At 29.8% G+C, this 18,728-nt stretch carries 11 protein-coding genes; 9 read left to right on the forward strand and 2 right to left on the reverse strand.

Annotated features, from left to right (window positions below; genetic code table 11):
- The first annotated feature begins 63 nt into the window (after positions 1 to 63).
- The gene (locus ACQZHJ_RS03680; protein ID WP_430484196.1) at positions 64 to 3,585 is read left to right on the forward strand and encodes a sialidase domain-containing protein; all 3,522 of its coding nucleotides are present in this window, start codon (positions 64 to 66) and stop codon (positions 3,583 to 3,585) included.
- Positions 3,586 to 3,739: 154 nt separating this feature from the next.
- On the forward strand, positions 3,740 to 4,384 hold the full coding sequence (locus ACQZHJ_RS03685) for a TasA family protein (protein WP_430484197.1): 645 nt from the start codon (positions 3,740 to 3,742) through the stop codon (positions 4,382 to 4,384).
- 96 nt (positions 4,385 to 4,480) lie between these two features.
- Here the strand turns inward: ACQZHJ_RS03685 and ACQZHJ_RS03690 are convergent, their stop codons facing one another.
- Entirely contained in the window at positions 4,481 to 7,132 is a 2,652-nt protein-coding gene (locus tag ACQZHJ_RS03690) for a heavy metal translocating P-type ATPase (RefSeq protein ID WP_430484198.1), read from the reverse strand.
- Between the two features lie 453 nt (positions 7,133 to 7,585).
- On the opposite strand from ACQZHJ_RS03690, the gene ACQZHJ_RS03695 reads away from it, so the two are divergent.
- On the forward strand, positions 7,586 to 8,242 hold the full coding sequence (locus ACQZHJ_RS03695; protein WP_430484199.1) for an FMN-dependent NADH-azoreductase: 657 nt from the start codon (positions 7,586 to 7,588) through the stop codon (positions 8,240 to 8,242).
- A 463-nt stretch (positions 8,243 to 8,705) separates the two neighbouring features.
- Positions 8,706 to 10,337, forward strand: a complete 1,632-nt coding sequence (locus ACQZHJ_RS03700) for a glycoside hydrolase family 13 protein (protein WP_430484200.1) — start codon at positions 8,706 to 8,708, stop codon at positions 10,335 to 10,337.
- Between the two features lie 185 nt (positions 10,338 to 10,522).
- Here ACQZHJ_RS03700 and ACQZHJ_RS03705 read toward each other — a convergent pair whose 3' ends face one another.
- Complete coding sequence (locus tag ACQZHJ_RS03705; protein WP_430484201.1) at positions 10,523 to 10,729, reverse strand: hypothetical protein; 207 nt, start codon at positions 10,727 to 10,729, stop codon at positions 10,523 to 10,525.
- Positions 10,730 to 11,871: 1,142 nt separating this feature from the next.
- On the opposite strand from ACQZHJ_RS03705, the gene ACQZHJ_RS03710 reads away from it, so the two are divergent.
- From ACQZHJ_RS03710 to treP, 5 genes are all read left to right on the forward strand, one after another.
- The gene (locus tag ACQZHJ_RS03710) at positions 11,872 to 13,008 is read left to right on the forward strand and encodes a betaine/proline/choline family ABC transporter ATP-binding protein (RefSeq protein WP_430484202.1); all 1,137 of its coding nucleotides are present in this window, start codon (positions 11,872 to 11,874) and stop codon (positions 13,006 to 13,008) included.
- A gap of 13 nt (positions 13,009 to 13,021) precedes the next feature.
- Entirely contained in the window at positions 13,022 to 14,551 is a 1,530-nt protein-coding gene (locus ACQZHJ_RS03715; protein WP_430486857.1) for a glycine betaine ABC transporter substrate-binding protein, read from the forward strand.
- Between the two features lie 507 nt (positions 14,552 to 15,058).
- Positions 15,059 to 15,634, forward strand: coding sequence for a sigma-70 family RNA polymerase sigma factor (locus tag ACQZHJ_RS03720; protein ID WP_430484203.1), 576 nt, complete (start codon positions 15,059 to 15,061; stop codon positions 15,632 to 15,634).
- On the forward strand, positions 15,627 to 16,739 hold the full coding sequence (locus ACQZHJ_RS03725) for a DUF4179 domain-containing protein (RefSeq protein ID WP_430484204.1): 1,113 nt from the start codon (positions 15,627 to 15,629) through the stop codon (positions 16,737 to 16,739). Before ACQZHJ_RS03720 ends, ACQZHJ_RS03725 begins: the two co-directional genes overlap by 8 nt.
- Before the next feature lie 314 nt (positions 16,740 to 17,053).
- Positions 17,054 to 18,475, forward strand: a complete 1,422-nt coding sequence (gene treP / locus ACQZHJ_RS03730) for a PTS system trehalose-specific EIIBC component (RefSeq protein ID WP_430484205.1) — start codon at positions 17,054 to 17,056, stop codon at positions 18,473 to 18,475.
- Positions 18,476 to 18,728: the final 253 nt, after the last annotated feature.

Here is an 18,728-nt window from a genome sequence, read left to right on the forward strand (position 1 = left end):
TAATAAACAAATGTAAAACGTATACATATTAATGAGGTTAATTATTTAAAAGGAGGAGATAAGATGAAAAGTAAAAAAATAATAGCAGCTCTTATAGCTGGATTAGTTATTTCTAACATAAGTACATCTTTAGTAAAGGCTACACCTATAACTAGTGGTAATGACATTATTATAGATAATAGACAAGCTGTTGTTGAAACTGCTATTCCACAATCAGAGATGACTGCTACGGCAACTTCAGAGGAAGGACAAGACCCTGCAAGCAATGCTATTGATGGAAACACATCAACAATGTGGCATACTAAGTGGAATGGATCTGATGCACTTCCACAAAGTTTAACTGTAGATTTAGGTGGAGCTAGAAATGTTAGTTCTATAGCAGTTACACCAAGAACTAATGGTGGAAATGGAAACATAACTAAGTATGAAGTTCATGCAGTAAAAGACGGTGTTGAAACTTTAGTAGCAGAAGGAAACTGGGAAGAAAATGATTCAACTAAAACAGTTACTTTTGAAAATCCAATAGATGCAGAAAAAATAAAAGTGACTGCACTTCAAGGTGTTGGTGGCTTTGCATCAATAGCAGAGTTTAATGCTTATGAGACTCAAGGTGAGGTAACTGAACTTGCAAGTTATAGTAACTTAAAAATAACTCAAGAGAGTGAAAGAAGAGATATAACTAGTGATTTAGATAAATATGCTTCTTTAGAGCAGGGTACTATAGTTACTAGATTTAATATGGATGATACAGCAATTCAGAGTTTAATAAGTTTAAGTGATAATACTAAAGCGAATAACTATTTCTCACTATATGTAAGTGGTGGAAAAATAGGATATGAGCTTAGAAGACAAGAGGGAAATGGTGACTTTAATGTTCATCATAGTGTTAATGCAACCTTTAATAGAGGGGTTAACACAATAGCATTAAAGATTGAAAAAGGTGTAGGAGCTAAAATATTTTTAAATGGTGATTTACTACATACAGTAAGTGATCCAAATATTAAGTTCTTAAATGCTATAAATCTTAATACCGCTTATTTAGGTAAGACTGATAGAGCAAGTGGTTCAAATGAATATTTATATAGAGGAGACATAGATTTTGTGGATGTTTACGCAGAACCAATAAGTGATAATTATTTATTAAGAAAAACTGGAGAAACTAAGGCTCCAGCAGAAGATAGTTTATTACCAGAAGGAGTATATAAATCAGAGCCAGTAGATTTATTTTACCCTGGATATTTAAATTCAAGAGGATATAGAATACCAGCTTTAGAAACAACTAAAGAAGGTACAGTTATAGCTTCTGTAGATGTTAGAAATGATGGTAATCATGATGCACCAGGAAATAATATTGATGTTGGTATAAGAAGAAAAGAGTTAAATGGTGATTGGGGAGATGCCCAAGTTATAATTGACTATCCAGGAAAATCAGCTGCTATAGATACTTCAGTTATGTCAGCCATGATTGAAGAAGATGGAGTTCAAAAAGAGAGATTATTCTTGATAGTAACTCATTTCCCAGAAGGATATGGATTCCCTAACACAGGCAGTGGAAGTGGATATAAAGAAATAGATGGAAAGTATTATTTTATATTACATGATGCTAACGGTAATGAGTACACAGTTAGAGAAGAGGGAATTGTCTATGATGAGGCAGGAGTTGCAACTGACTATGTAATGGAGAATGATAAGACTCTTCTTCAAAATGGTGAGAATGTTGGAAATGCTTTATTAAGCAATGCTCCACTTAAAGCTGTTGGTACTGCATATATTCATATGACTTATAGTGATGATGATGGTAAGACATGGAGTGAAGTTGAAGATTTAAATCCAGGGCTTAAGAAGGAGTGGATGAAGTTCTTTGGAACAGCTCCAGGTAAAGGAATTCAAATAAAGAATGGAGAGCATGCTGGAAGATTAGTATTCCCAATATACTATACTAACCAAAATAATTTCCAATCAAGTGCTGTAATATACAGTGATGACTTTGGTAAGACATGGGAGCTTGGAGAATCTCCAGTAGATACAGCTTCAGTAAGTTCAGAAACCGTTTCTTCAGGAACTCAATTAACAGAGTGTCAAGTAGTTGAAATGCCAAATGGACAATTAAAGTTATTCATGAGAAATACTGGTTCATACACAAGAGTAGCAACAAGCTTTGATGGGGGAGCTACATGGCATGATGAGGTTCCAGAGGATACAGATTTAAGAGAGCCATATTGTCAGTTAAGTGTTATAAACTACAGCGGAAAAATAGATGGTAAGGATGCAATCATCTTCTCTAATCCAGATGCAGGAAGTAGAGTAAATGGTAGCGTTAAAGTTGGTTTAATAAATGAAAATGGAACTTATGAGAATGGAGAGCCAAGATATGAATTCGATTGGGTTTCTAATAAAACTGTTAAGTCAGGTTCATTCTCATACTCATGTTTAACTGAGCTTCCAGATGGAAATTTAGGATTATTCTATGAGGGTGAAGGTTCAGGTAAGGTGTCATATACAGAGTTTGATTTTGATTATCTTAACTTTGATGCAACTGAGGATTCACCTTCAGCTAATGTTACATCAGTAGAAAGCTTAGATTCAGATTTAGTTTACAATGCTGGAGAAGAAATTTCAGTTAAATTAAATCTAAATCAAGTTGCAAGTATTATTGGAGATAGAACATTAACTTTAGATATAGGTGGAGTGGATGTACCTTTAACTATGGTTGATTATGAAGGAAAATCTTCTGTTAAATTTACTGGAACTATTCCAGAGGGAATAAGTGCTGGCAACCATGAAGTTAAGGTTAAAGCTAATGAAGGAATGGAACTTTCAACAGTTTATAACAAAGTTTCTACTTTAGGGGCAATAGAATCAACTGGATTAACTGTGCAAGTTGGTGAAGTTGAGACAAGTGTTGGAAATTCAAGCTTAAAGGTTCAAGAAGAAGTTGAAGTAGGAACTGCTTTCAATGCTACTTTAGGAGTTGAAGCTTTGGCAGAGGATAAAGACGCTTATTCAGCTGAGTATCTATTTGAATACAATCCAGAAGTGTTTACTTTAAATGAAGTAGCTTCAGTTGGTGAAGGAATCTTTGTTAATAGTAAAGAAGTTGAGCCAGGAAAAGTAAGAATCTTAGTGGCATCATTAGGAACTGAAATAGGAAAAACTTCAGACTTAGTAAATGTTAGTTTAACACCAAAATCTGCTTCAGAAGTTGAAACACTAGCAGTTACAACAGCTACAGTAGGTGTTGGTGATGGAAGCACTCATGACTTAGAGTTAGTTAACAAGAATATTAAGGTTAATGAAGCATCAACTGGAGAAATAGTAGTTAACCCAGTAAGAAACTTTGATATTCCTGAAATAAACAAAAAGAATGTTAAGTTAACATGGGAAGCTCCAGAGACAATAGAAGGATTAGAAGGTTATGTAATCTATAAAGATGGTAAAAAGATAAAAGAATTACCTAAAGATGCTACAGAATTTGTTGCAGGTGGATTAAGTAGACATACTATCTATAACTTTAAGATAGCTGCTAAATATTCAAATGGAGAGATTTCAACTAAGGAATCTAAGACTATTAGAACTGCGAGATAGTAGTTTATTTTATTAATTATATGTAAATAAATAAAAAATAAGTTATATTATGGGATTTAAGAGCATATAAATAGTTATGTAGTCGATTAAATATTATCGTTTAGTAATCGATTAAGTAAGCATAGAAAAATGAAATGTTTGGGGGAGAATATTTATGAAGAAAAAAGTATTAGGAATGTTATTAGCAGGTACATTAATGGTAGGAGCAGTTGGATCATACGCTTGGTTTACAGATCAAGCTAAAGTTAACGCTGACGTTAAACTTACAATGGGTACATTAGACGTTAAAGTTATAGATGCTAACAGAGGATGGACTGTTGATGATGAGACTTCAGAAATCTTAAATAAAGATAACAAGAAGGCATTCAAAAATGTTAGACCAGGAGATACTTTCTCAAGAGACTTTATAGTTCAAAACGTTGGAACTTTAAAACAAAACGTAACAGTTAAGTTAAATCCAGCATTATTAGATTATGAAATCAAAGAAGGAACAGGAATAACTGTAGACGACGTATTCAATTTAGCTTTTGAAACTGAGTTATCACCATTAGCTGAAGGAAATAAAGAAGCTACTTTCGAATTAGATTCAGTTGAAACATCTGTTGAGAACGAAATTGGTGGATTCACTGATGCTAAGAAAGTAAATGTTACTTTAGAAGTAGATCCAGAAGCTATGGGTAACGAGTTCAATGCTTTAGGAAATGAGTATAGTGAAGTTATCAACTTAAATAACTTAGTTGATGAAGATGGAAACAAAATTCCACTAATCATTGTTGATGCTCAACAAGTTAACAAGTAATAGATAGATTTAAATATAAAAGAAGAGTTAGACCTTTAATGGACTAGCTCTTCTTTTTAAATTCTTTTTAGTAATTATTTAATTAGACATTATAAATTACTTATAATTAGGTTTGAATTTTTTTAGTCTTAAAGCATTTAATAAGACTGATACTGAACTAAAGCTCATAGCAAGAGCTCCAATCATTGGGTTAAGTAATGGACCACCAAAGATATGAAGTACACCCATTGCTACTGGTATTCCTAAAGTATTGTATCCAAATGCCCAGAATAAGTTTTCTCTTATGTTTTTCATTGTCTGTCTACTTAACTGGATTGCTCCAATAACATGTAAGATATCACCTTTCATAAGAACTATATCAGCTGATTCCATTGCTATATCAGTTCCAGATCCAATAGCCATTCCTATGTCAGCTACTGCTAGGGCTGGAGCATCATTTATACCATCTCCAACCATGGCAACTTTCTTACCTTCATTTTGAAGTTCTTTTACTTTTTCAGCCTTTTCTTGAGGAAGAACCTCAGCTATAACTCTGTCTACGCCTACTTCTTTAGCTATTGCTTTAGCAGTTTTTAAGTTATCACCAGTTAACATTACAACTTCTAATCCCATTTTTTGAAGTGTTTCTATAGCTTTTTTACTTGTTTCTTTAACTGTATCTGCAACAGCTATTATTCCAGCTATTCTTCCGTTTAGAGCTATAAACATTGGCGTTTTTCCTTTAGAAGCTAATTCTTCTGAAGAATTTAAAAGACTTCCAAGAATTATATTCTTTTCATTCATAAGCTTTTTATTACCTAAAAGAATTGTTTTATTGTCTATATTACATTGAATTCCCTTACCAGGAATAGCTTCAAAGTCTGATACTTCCTTAAGTTTAAGTTTCTTTTCTTCTGCATCTCTAACTATAGCTTCACCAAGTGGATGCTCTGAACCTTTTTCAGCAGAAGCTGCTAATGCAAGTAACTCATCTTTAGAATATTCATCACAGATTATATCAGTAACCTTTGGTTTACCCTCAGTGATTGTACCAGTCTTATCAAAAACTACAGTATTTAGACTTTGAGTAGTTTCTAAAGCTTCACCACTTTTTATAAGTATTCCATTTTCAGCCCCTTTACCAGTACCAACCATGATAGCAGTTGGAGTAGCTAAACCTAAAGCGCATGGACAAGCTATTACTAAGACAGCTATAAATATTGTAAGTGAGAAAGTTTTACTTTCACCTGAAATATACCAAGCTAGACTTGCAACTAATGCTAAAGTAATAACTACTGGAACAAAGTATCCGGATATTTTATCTGCAAGCTTTGCTATAGGAGCTTTAGAACCTTGAGCATCTTCAACTAATTTAACTATTTGTGATATTACAGTATCTTTTCCTACTTTAGTAGCCTTATAAACTATTCTTCCATTCTTATTTATACTAGCTCCAAATACAGTATCTCCAATATTCTTTTCAGAAGGGATACTTTCACCAGTTAACATACTTTCATCTATGGAAGTGTATCCGTCAATAACTTCACCATCTACAGGAAGTTTTTCACCAGGTTTAACAAGGATTAAATCTCCAACTTGTACATCATCAATAGAAATAGTTTTTTCTTCTCCATTAACAATAATAGTAGCTGTTTTAGGGGCAAGTCCCATAAGTTTTTTTATTGCATCTGAAGTTTTTCCTTTTGTTAATGTTTCTAAGTATTTACCTAAACTTATAAGAGTTAATATTGTACCTGCTGATTCAAAATATAATTGCATTGCATAACTGTGGTCACCTATGTATATATGGTATATTGCAAATATTCCATATAGATAAGCAGCACCAGAGCCTATGGCAATTAATGAATCCATATTAGGACTTCTCATAAACAGATTTTTAAATCCATGAATGAAGAAATCTTTACAGATAAATATAACAATAGTTGTTAAGATAAATTGTATAAGAGCAAAGTTTAACGGGTTATGCATTGGATCAATTATTTTTGGTAAATGTAATCCAAACATGTGTCCCATAGAGATAATAAAAAGTGGAGTAGTGAATACTGCAGACCATATGAATCTACTTTTCATTTTATTTGTTTCTTTTTCTTTTGATTTTTGATGTTCATCTTCTTGAGAAGCATCTAAAAGCTTATATCCTAATTTTTCAATCTTGCTTTTTATATCATTTGTTTTTAAAATATCCTTATCAAATGAAATAGTAAGTGTTGAATTAGCAAAGTTAACATTAGAACTTTCTACACCTTCCATTTTACTAGTTATTTTTTCAATTCTAGCCGCACAAGCTGAACAAGTCATTCCTTCTACTTTATAAGAAAGAGTAGTGGAGTTTCCTTTAAGTTCGAATCCTAATTTTTTAACCGTTTCTTTTATTTCATTTAATGATATTTCATCTTGGTCATATTCTATTTGAAGGCTTTCAGAGGCAAAATTAACTGTGGCAGAATTCATTCCTTGTAATTTTGATAACACCTTCTCGATTCTAGATGCACATGCTGCACAGCTCATTCCAGAAACTTTAAAGTTTTCTTTTTTACTATTATGAATTATAGAGAAACCAAGTTTATTTAAAGTTTCTTGAATTGCTTTAAAAGTTATTTTGCTATCATCAAACTCTAAATTAAGTTTTTCAGTAGCAAAGTTAACATTAGCTTTTGATACACCATCCATTTTTCCTAGAACTTTTTCAATTCTAGCAGCACAAGCGGCGCAACTCATACCTTTAATTTTTAATGACTTATTAATCATAAATTTATTTAAAAGTAGCTATCAAGTTGAAGCTATATCACGATACTTTAAATTTTAAAGCTTATCTAGATATTCTCTTAATAATGTTTTATAAGCTTTTTATTATTAAGTTTTGATATGGCTTCTTTTGAGTTACTTTATCCTCCTTAAAATAATTTTCTACCACCCCTATGGGGAGGGGTACAACTAGAATATACTCTCAAGTTTTTAATTTGTCAATAATAAAATGAAAATTAATATCAATTAACTTCAAAATTCAATTTAAGCAAGTTGTTTTATGTAGTATATTGAATTTTATCATCTTATATAAATTGTAAGTTTAATAAATAAAGCAAATTATAAATGTCTATATCTTAATCAACGTTTATTTAAAACAAAGGTTATAAATAAATTAATAAATTTTGAGAAAAACTCACAAGATAAATTAAGAAGTATTTTAATGAGGTGATTAATATGAAAAAGTTACTTTATATTACGGTGAATTCAAAACCAGAAAAGTATTCTTCAAGTAAAACTATAGGAAGAGCTTTTGTTAGTAGATATATAGAGTTAAATCCTGAGTTTGAAATGGAAGAAGTAGATCTTTATAAAGACTTTATTCCAAGATTAGAAGATAAGCATTTTTCGGGAAGAAGTTGTTGTGTAGATCCTAATGATGAAAAGTTAGATCCAAAAACAAAAAAAGAAGTAGAGAGAATTATTGAATTAAGCAATCAATTTAAGGAAGCTGATTTATATGTAATAGCAGCTCCTTTATGGAGCTTATCATTCCCAGCTCCTTTAAAAGAATATATAGATTGTATAATACAAAATAAGATAACAATAAAAATATCACCAGAAGAAGTAAAAGGGCTTTTAGATGATAAGCAAAGAGAGATGGTGTACATACAATCTTCTGGTGGAGAAATTCCATGGCTTACTAGAAATGCATTCAATAAAGGGTTAAATTATGTTGAGGATATAATGAAATTCTTAGGAATAAAAAAATTCCATCAGTTATTAGTAGATGGTACAGGTTATAGTAAAGAAGAAAAATTTAAAGCAGAGGATAAAGCTGTAGCTAAAATGGATGATGTAATAAAGAGCATTTATTTTAGCAATAAGGGTTAAATTAAAAAATAGACTTCATAATATTAGTTTCTGTTTTAAGTGAAGGTTGATTTCTAGCTATATCTTCAGACCTAACTTAATTTTAAGTGAAAATCAAAAGTTTCAATTTTATAATTTGAACTTATACCTTCGAATGAATATGAGAAGGTGCTTCCTATTTAAATTTGTCTATTCTAGAATAATAGCTAAGGATTTTAAACTCGCTAGCGCTCAAACAGAAAAATCCTCTTAACGCTACTATTTTTTCATAGACAATGAAACTCTAATTGATTATTAAGATGATCTTTTATCTATATCTAGAAATCAACCTTGGTTTAAAACAGGGCCAAATATTAAAATCTTTTTCAGTAAAAATATATTTATAGTTTATTTAGAGGAATATTAGTTGACAGAAAAACCTTTACATTATATCATTGAGTTAACATATACGTACAAGTTTGCGTGACAGAGGAGGAGAATGGTTATGGAGAAAAAATGGTGGCATAGCTCAGTGGTATATCAAATATATCCAAGAAGTTTTAATGATAGTAATAATGATGGTATTGGTGATATTAATGGAATAAGAGAAAAGCTTGATTATTTAAAGGTGCTTGGAATTGATGTTATTTGGTTAAGTCCAGTTTATAAATCACCTAATGATGATAATGGTTATGATATAAGTAATTATTGCGACATAATGGATGAGTTTGGAACTATGGAAGATATGGACAACCTTCTTAAGGAAGCTAATGAAAGAGGAATAAAAATTCTTATGGATTTAGTTGTTAACCACACTTCAGATGAACATAAGTGGTTTATTGAGGCTAAAAAATCAAAGGATAATGAGTATAGAGATTACTATGTTTGGAGAAATCCTGTAGATGGAAAAGAGCCAAATGAATTGGGATCAACTTTTGGAGGTAGTGCTTGGGAGTATGATGAAGCTTCAGGACAATATTATCTTCATTTATTTAGTAAAAAGCAGCCAGATTTAAACTGGGAAAATGAAAAAGTACGTAAAGAAGTTTGGGATTTAATAAATTTCTGGATTGAAAAAGGAATTGGCGGATTCAGAATGGATGTTATTGATCTTATAGGTAAAATTCCTGATGAAATGATAAAGGAAAATGGACCAAAACTTCATGAGTATTTAAGAGAAATGAATGAAAAGTCTTTTGGGCAACATGATTTATTAACTGTAGGAGAAACTTGGGGAGCAACTCCAGAGGTAGCCAAGCTTTATTCAAATCCTATGAGAAATGAGTTAAGTATGGTATTCCAATTTGAACATATAAGTTTAGACAAAATTCCAGGAAAGAGAAAGTGGGATTTAAAACCTTTAGACTTAAGAGATTTAAAGAGAGTTTTATCAAAGTGGCAAACAGAGCTAGATGGAGAGGGATGGAATAGTTTATTCTGGAATAATCATGACCTACCAAGAATAGTTTCAAGATGGGGAAATGATAAGGAATATAGAGTTGAAAGTGCTAAAATGCTTGCAACACTTCTTCATGGAATGAAAGGTACTCCTTATATATATCAAGGAGAGGAACTTGGTATGACTAATATAAAATTTGAGTCTATAGATATGTATGATGATATAGAAATTCATAATATGTACAAGGAGAGAATAGCTCAAGGATATAAGCATGAAGATGTTATGGAATCTATTTATGCAAAGGGAAGAGATAATGCTAGAACTCCTATGCAATGGAATGATTCAGACTTTGGTGGTTTTTCAACTGTAGAGCCATGGCTTGGAGTAAATCCAAATTATAAAACAATAAATGCTAAGAATGCTTTAGAGGATAAAAATTCAATTTTCTATCACTATAAAAAGCTTATTGAAATAAGAAAAGAGAGTGATACTATAATTTATGGTGATTATGAGCTTTTAAATCCAGAGGATGAAAATATATTTGCATATACAAGAGAGTTAAATGGAGAAAAATTACTTATTGTATGTAATTTTAAAGAGAATCCAGCAAAGTTTGTTTTTGAAGAAAATTTAGATAAAACTCCGAAAATATTATTAAGCAATTATGAGGACTCATCTATTAATATAGATAACTTAAATTTAAGACCATATGAGGCGATAATGTATAAAATTAATTAATGTTATAGAGTTAAGGGGATTTGATTTGTAGATCTTTATAATAAGTTTAATATAATTAGTAATAAATATTAGTGAAAAAAAGAGGCTATTACCAAACTAACTTTTTAAATTAGTTTGGTGATAGTCTCTTATAAACTATAAATTAAAAATAATTAGTTGGGGTTATAAGTAACAATAACTAAGTATTATTTTTCTTCTTTAGCTTTTTCCTTCTCTTCTTTTTTTTCTTCTTTTTCTTGAGTTTTTTCAGCCTTTTCTTTAGCTTTTTCCTCTTTTTTTTCTTCTCTTTTTTCTTCTCTAGCTTCTTTCTTTTCTTCATGTTTTTCTTTTAAATCTTTGAATTCAGTTTCTATTTTGTTTTCTGCTTTTTTGAAATCTTCTTTTAAACCCATTTTAGGCTCCTCCTTTAAACATATATGTAAAAATTTTGATTGTTTTCTTTATCATAACATATTAAGAACGAAATGTTAACAAAATATTAATTATGACCTATATAAGTAAAAGATTATAATGCTTTGAAAATAAAATTGATTAAGGGATAAAATTTATATGGAATAAATATTTGCAATTATCAAGAAAATATGTTATTATTAACTTTCAGCTGATGGGTTTGATAGCTGGTATTAAAAATACAGGTATATAGACTAGAAATCATTTTCAAGTCTAAATTGGGTAAAATATTGTAATATAGTGAGGTTACAATTCGATAAATTGTAAATAACTTCGAAAAGAAGTTTTCATTTCAATGAGTTAAATATTATCTTTTTTATATCTAATTTTAATAGGCTAAAAATTGAGATATGATAATATGACACTTAAAATATTCTTATAAATCCAGTGAAATTTTAAAAAATATAATATGTATATTAGTTTTATGATTAGTATTTCATAGAACTATTTGTGGAGCAATTAAGTGCTTCTTAAAAGTAGTTAACTATAAGACTTACAAAAATAATTTTTTAGTAGGTTTAGTTTTTATGCAAAAAGCATGAGATTATATTGGTTGATAACTTATATGAGAAACTAAATAATCAGAGTGCTTTGTATAAAATATTATTAGAATTAAGATGAAATTTTATATAAATATATTAAAAGAAGGAGGGGATGACATGTTAATATACAACATTTGTAACGAGTTTAGTAAAAATAAGAAAAAACAAAATAATAGAAATACAAATAAAAATACAACAGTTAAAAAAATACTGAAAAATGCAAAAAATAAATAGATAAGTTATTTTAAGACACTATTTTAAATATGGTGTTTTTTTTATTATCTTTTTGACTATGGTTTAAGCAATTATTAATATTTATGTATCAAAATTGGTTTTAAATAAAGCATTATTTAAAAGCTTTTTTATCAGGATAACTTTGTAACATTTTATAGAGGTTCCATATATACTAGCTTATATGTGAATCTTTTAGGGATTTTAATTATGGATGAAAAGATGATTTGCATTAAATTCCAAATCATGCTATAATAAAAACTAACAACTTAAAAATTAATAAAAAGTTGTCAGAACAAAGGGGGCTTTTCATGATTGAAATAAAGAATGTATCTAAACAAATTGGGGATAGAAAAATACTAGATAATATTTCCCTAACGATAGAAAAAGGGAGCTTGGTTGTTTTAATTGGTCCTAGTGGATGTGGTAAAACAACAACTTTAAAGCTTATAAATAAGTTAATTACACCAACTTCTGGTGAAATTTTTATAAATGATAAACCATTATCAAAGGAAGATTCAATAGGGTTAAGGAGAAAAATAGGATATGTAATTCAGAATAATGGGTTATTTCCACACTTAACGATTAAGGAAAATATAGAGCTTATTCCAAGGCTCAAAAAGGATAAGGAAATAGAAAAAATAGAGCAATCTACATTAGATCTTTTAAATATGGTTGGATTAGATCCAGAAATGTATTTAAATAAATATCCAGCTGAACTTAGTGGAGGTCAGCAACAAAGGGTAGGAGTTGCAAGGGCTTTTGCAACTGACGCAGAAATAATTTTAATGGACGAGCCATTTAGTGCTTTGGATCCAATAACTCGTACTTCACTTCAAGAAGAATTATTCACACTTCAAGAGGAGTTAAGCAAAACTATTGTTTTCGTTACTCATGACATGGATGAGGCTTTAAAAATAGCTGATAAGATATGCATAATGGATGGCGGAAGAATAGCTCAATATGACACTCCAGAAAATATTCTTAGAAATCCGGCAAATGATTTTGTTAAAGACTTTATAGGTTCAGATAGAGTATGGAATAATCCAGACTTCATAAAGGCTAAGGATATAATGATAAAGAATCCAGTAGCAGTAAAGGGAAACAGAACTATACTACAAGGAATAGAAATTATGAGGAGTAGTAAGGTTGATAGTTTATTAATAGTAGATAAAGAGCAGATTCTAAAAGGAATAGTTACTTTTAAAGATATAAAAACTACTAATGAAAAATCTAAAGCACTTTCAGAGATAATGAGTGTAAAACCACTTAGAGTTAATGAAGATGATAACTTAGTAGATATTTTAAGTATAATGAATGAAAATTCAGTAGGATTTATACCAGTTGTTAACTCACAAGAGAAATTGGTTGGTCTTATAACAAGAAGTAGTTTACTTTCAATCTTAAGTGATCAGTTCTTAGATATGGAGGTGAATATATTTGAATAATTTTATAGAATATATGATTTCGCAGAAGACACAAATATTAGATTTATTATTTCAACATATATATTTAACATTTACAGCTATAATTATAGCTATATTAATAGGAGTTCCACTAGGAATACTTGTTTCAAGAGTTAAGTTTCTTAGAAAACCTATATTAGGTTTTGTTAACTTAGTACAAGCTGTTCCTTCAATGGCATTGCTAGGATTATTAATACCAATACTAGGTATAGGAAGTACACCAGCTATTTTCATGGTTGTAGTATATTCATTACTTCCAATAGTAAAAAATACTTATGCAGGTATTTCAAGTATAGATCCAGTAGTCTTAGAATCAGCTAAAGGTATTGGACTTACTAAAAATCAGAGTTTATTTAAGATTCAGTTACCATTAGCACTTCCAATAATAATGTCAGGTATTAGAATATCAGCAGTTACAGCAGTTGGACTTATGACATTAGCAGCCTTCATAGGGGCAGGTGGATTAGGATACTTAGTATTCTCAGGAGTTCAGACTGTAAATAACAGTATGATTTTAGCAGGAGCTATACCAGCTTGTATATTAGCTTTAATAGTTGACTTTATCTTTGGAAAAATAGAAGTAGCTGTTACTCCAAAGGGACTAAGCAATGTTGATAAGAAGAGAAATAACTTTGTTCTTAAGGTTATAGGAGTAATAATGGCCATAACAATTTTATTTATGGGAGTATCTTCATTACTATCAAGTAAAAAAGATAAGATAGTTATTGGGTCAAAGAATTTTACAGAGCAGCTTATATTAGGAAATATGTATGCTGATTTGGTTGAAGATAAAACAGATTTAGAAGTAGAAAGAAAACTAAATCTAGGTGGAACATCAGTTGCTTTTGGAGCTTTAGAAAAAGGTGACATAGATATGTATGTTGACTATACAGGAACATTACTTATTAATGTTATGAAGGAAAATAATATTAATAATGGAGTAGATTATTACAACACAATAAAAGATGATATGAATACAAATCATGGATTAACATTATTAAATCCAATAGGTTTTAATAACACATATCAATTAGCTATATCAAAAGAACTTTCAGATGAGTACGGAATAAACACAATATCTGATTTATCAAAGTATAGTAGTGACTTTGTATTATCTCCAACAATTGAATTCCAGAACAGAGATGATGGATTAGCAGGATTAGAAAAGTATTATGGTATTAACTTTAAAGATATTAAATCATTAGATGGAAGTTTAAGATATTCAGCATTAACTAGTGGAGAATCACAAGTTATAGATGCATTCTCTACAGATGGACTTTTAAAGAAGTTTGATTTAAAAACTTTAGAAGATGATAAACAGTTTTTTGTAAAGTATAGCGCAGTACCTCTAGTTAATAATAAAACTTTAGAAGAATATCCAGAATTAAAAGAGGTTTTAGACTCATTAAATGGAAAGATTAATGAAGATACTATGATAGAGTTAAACTATCAAGTAGACGTATTAGGAAAATCACCAGAAGAGGTTGCTAAAAACTTCTTAATTCAAGAAGGGTTGATAAAATAATTAGACTATTTTTAAAATGTATTAATTTTAGCTAGACCTTCGGACCTACTTAATTTTGCAAAAAGTTTCATTATCTATTCCAAAATAATAGCTGAGGCTTTTAAACTTGCTACGCTTCAAACAGAAAAAGCCTCTTAACGCTATTATTTTTCCATAGATAATGAAACTTTAAATTGCTCATTAAGATGGTCTTACAGTTCTATCTAAAATTCATACTGATTAAAACATAGTCAATAATTAATAAGTTTTGTATTTTAGATAGGATTTTAGTTTATATAAAATATAAAGCAATATAAAAATAACTTAAAAAGTTACATTGAAGTTTTAGACTTCGATGTGACTTTTTTGTTTTAGAAATAGATTAGAAACTATAATAGTTATTTTAGATGTTTGGATTATTTTAGTATATACTTAAAATAATTTTATAAAAGTTTGAAACTTTCTAATCACTTCCACAGTCTAATATATGCAAACATTGATGTTGAAGCCTGGGTTAGGAGGAAGGAAATGGAGAAAACTATGGATATATCATATCTAGACATAGATAATAAAAATGAAATTAATGAACATAAACTTATTAAAGAGGCCATGAAGGGGAATAAAGAATCCTTTGGGAAACTTATAAAAAGTAATAAGGAATATTTATATAAGATGGCTTTTTTATATGTTAAAGATGAGCAAGATGCAATAGAGGTATTACAGGAAACGGTATATAAAGCATTTTTGAATATAGACAAGCTAAGAAAAGCAAAGTTTTTTAATACATGGATAACTAGAATTCTAATAAATTCTTCTATGGATTTAATGAAGAAAAAAGGAAAAAATGAAGTGTTAGATGAAAGTATGCCTTTAGTAAAAGAAAAAAGTAAAATTTCTACTGAGGAAAAAATAGACTTATACAATGCTATAGATTTATTAAATGATAATTACAAGACAGTAATAATCATGATGTATTTTAATGATATGAAGATAAAGGATATATCAAAGGTTATGGAAATACCAGAAAATACAGTTAAAACTTACTTAAGAAGAGCAAAAGAAGCTTTAGGAGATATTTTAAAGGAGGGCTATTTAAATGAATAAAAAAGATTTAGATAAAATAAAATTACCAGAGAATTTAGATAATATTATAGATGATGCAATAAATAAAGCTGAAGAGGATAAAAAGAAAAATAATAAAAGGAAATGGTATAAAAAAGGATTTGGAAGTGTTGCAGCAGGACTTGCTATAGTTGCTACATTAGGAATTGGTACAACTACTTTAGTTTATGGAGTACCAGGTATAGGAAATGCATTTGAAAAAATACAAAGTTTTATGATATTTAATGGTAATTATTCTAAAAATGCAACAATAGTTGATAAAAGTATAAATAATAGTGGGTTGAAAGTAACTTTGTCAGAAATACTTTGTGATGGACAGAATCTTTATGTAACATATATGTTGGAAAGTAAAGAACCATTTAAATATTTAGATGATGATCAAATAGAAAGAATAAATAAAATAAATTCAAAGGATTATAGCAACGCATCTAAAGATGAGAAGTTATCTTGTAGAACTCAAATGTTAGATGAAGGGACAATAGCGAAGGTAAGTTTTTCAGATGAAGAATTAGATAATACAGGAACTGCTGGATTAGAAGGCAAATATTTAAATGATCGTACTTTTGTTGGAGTTGAAAAATATAATTTAAGTAGTTTAAAAACAGAAGTACCAGATGAGTTTGAGTTTGCTGTTGATTATAAAAAATTTGTTGGTATTGGAAATAAGCCAGAATACTCTGAGATGATTGGAAATTGGAGCTTTAAAGTTCCTGTTAAAGTTGATAAATCATTATTAAAGAAAATTGAGGTTAATGATATTACAGAAAATAGTGTTGGAGTTAAAGAAGTTTCAGTAACACCATTTGAAATTAGAGTATTAACAGGATATCGCAATGACAATGATGAATATTGGATAAGAATTTATGATGAAGAAGGAAACATGTTACAAGGTGGTTCTGAAGAATATATTGAAGATAGAAAAACTAATAAAAAATATTCTATGAGGATAGTTCCAAGAGGGGAAATGAAAGGAAACAAAATAAAAATTGAAATCTATAAACCTTTTGTGGAGAAGAATGGAAAAGAGCATTTAGAAGATCCTAGAGAAACAGTTCTATATTCAAAAGAGATAAATCTAGAAAAATAAATTGGAAAGCTTTGATGTTAGGTGTTGTTTCAAACATTTGTTTATAGAATTTTTTTAGATTTATATAAAATAACTATTAGCGAAAAATAGAGAAAAATTATATGTTTTATATGACTTATGTAAGCTATGGTAAATTAGGTTTGCCATAGCTTATTTTGTGTTCTAGCAAAACAATTTATAAAGTAATTCTATTAAAGATAAAACTCTAAGAAAAAACTTTTGAAAACGATAAATGAAAAGGTTGACACAACTTATACGTATATGTTAGTATTAACACATAAGATATACGTACAAGTTAAATGGAGGGGAAAAAGATGAGTAAGTTTGAGAAAGATGCAAAGTTACTAACAGAGTACATAGGTGGAAAAGAAAACGTAGCTTCAGTAACTCACTGTGCTACAAGAATGAGATTTGTTTTAAATGATACAAGCAAAGCAGATGTAGATAAGATAAAAGCTATTCCTTGTGTAAAAGGGACATTTACACAAGCTGGACAATTCCAAGTAATTATTGGACCAGAAGTTTCAACTTTCTACAATGATTTTGTTGGACAAACAGGAATAGAAGGGCAAAGTAAGGATGAAGTTAAGAAAGCTGCTAAGAAAAATATGAATATAGTTCAAAGAGCGGTGGCAGGACTTGCAGAAATATTTGCTCCATTAATACCAGCTATTATAGTTGGAGGTCTTATATTAGGTTTCCGTAATGTAATCGGAGATATGAAATTATTTGAAGACGGAACAAAGAGTTTAATAGAGATATCACAATTTTGGGCAGGAACACATAGTTTCCTTTGGTTAATAGGTGAAGCTATATTCCACTTCTTACCGGTTGGGGTTGTTTGGTCAGTTGCTAAGAAGATGGGAGCAGACCAAATGCTAGGTATAGTAATTGGTATAACATTAGTATCACCACAATTATTAAATGCATATGGTGCAGGTGGTGGAGCAGTTGCTCCAGTTTGGGACTTTGGATTTGCTCAAGTTCCAATGATAGGATACCAAGCACAAGTTTTACCTGCAATCATGGTAGGATTCACTTTTGTTTATTTAGAAAGATTCTTTAAGAAAATTACACCAGGACCTATACAGATGATAATAGTTCCTTTCTTCTCAGTAATACCAACAGTATTATTAGCTCATACAGTTTTAGGACCTATAGGTTGGAAAATCGGTAGTGTAATATCAGGTGTTATAGTAGCAGGTTTAACATCATCATTTGGATGGTTATTCGCAGGAATTTTTGGTATGATTTATGCACCATTGGTAATAACAGGATTACACCATACTTTATTACCAGTTGACTTACAACTTATAAGTGATATTGGAGGAACATTCTTATGGCCAATAGTTGCATTATCAAATATAGCTCAAGCATCAGCAGTTTTAGCTATGATATTTGTAAATAGAAAGAATGAAGAGGAAAAGCAAATTTCAATACCAGCGTGTATTTCAGGATATTTAGGAGTAACTGAGCCAGCAATGTTTGGTATTAACTTAAAATACTTATATCCATTTGTGGCTGCTATGATTGGATCAGGGGTATCAGGTATGTTCTCAATGATAACTGGCTCTATGGCAAACTCAGTAGGAGTTGGAGGATTACCAGCAATCTTATCAATGCAACCATCTAGCATGTTAATGTACTTAATAGCTATGGCAATCGCAGTAGTGGTACCATTCGTATTAACAATAGTATTTTCAAAGACAAAATTAGCTAACATGGCTTCAAAATAACATAAAAGGTGGGGGTAACTCCACCTTTTATTATCTAGACTTTTAAGATATTTATGTTATTCATAATTCAGTGATTATTGAATTTCGCTGAGAATTTCTATTATTTCTTCCACAAAAAATACTAAAGTTACATAACTTGCTTCGCTTCAAACAAATGTAACTTCTTAACGTATTTTTTGCTACAGAAACAATGAAATTCTAAACACTTATTCAAATATCACTTCATCCATGGATAACATAAATATCAAAATAA

This window comes from Clostridium sp. B9, from assembly GCF_050509515.1.
Classification (GTDB): domain Bacteria; phylum Bacillota; class Clostridia; order Clostridiales; family Clostridiaceae; genus Sarcina.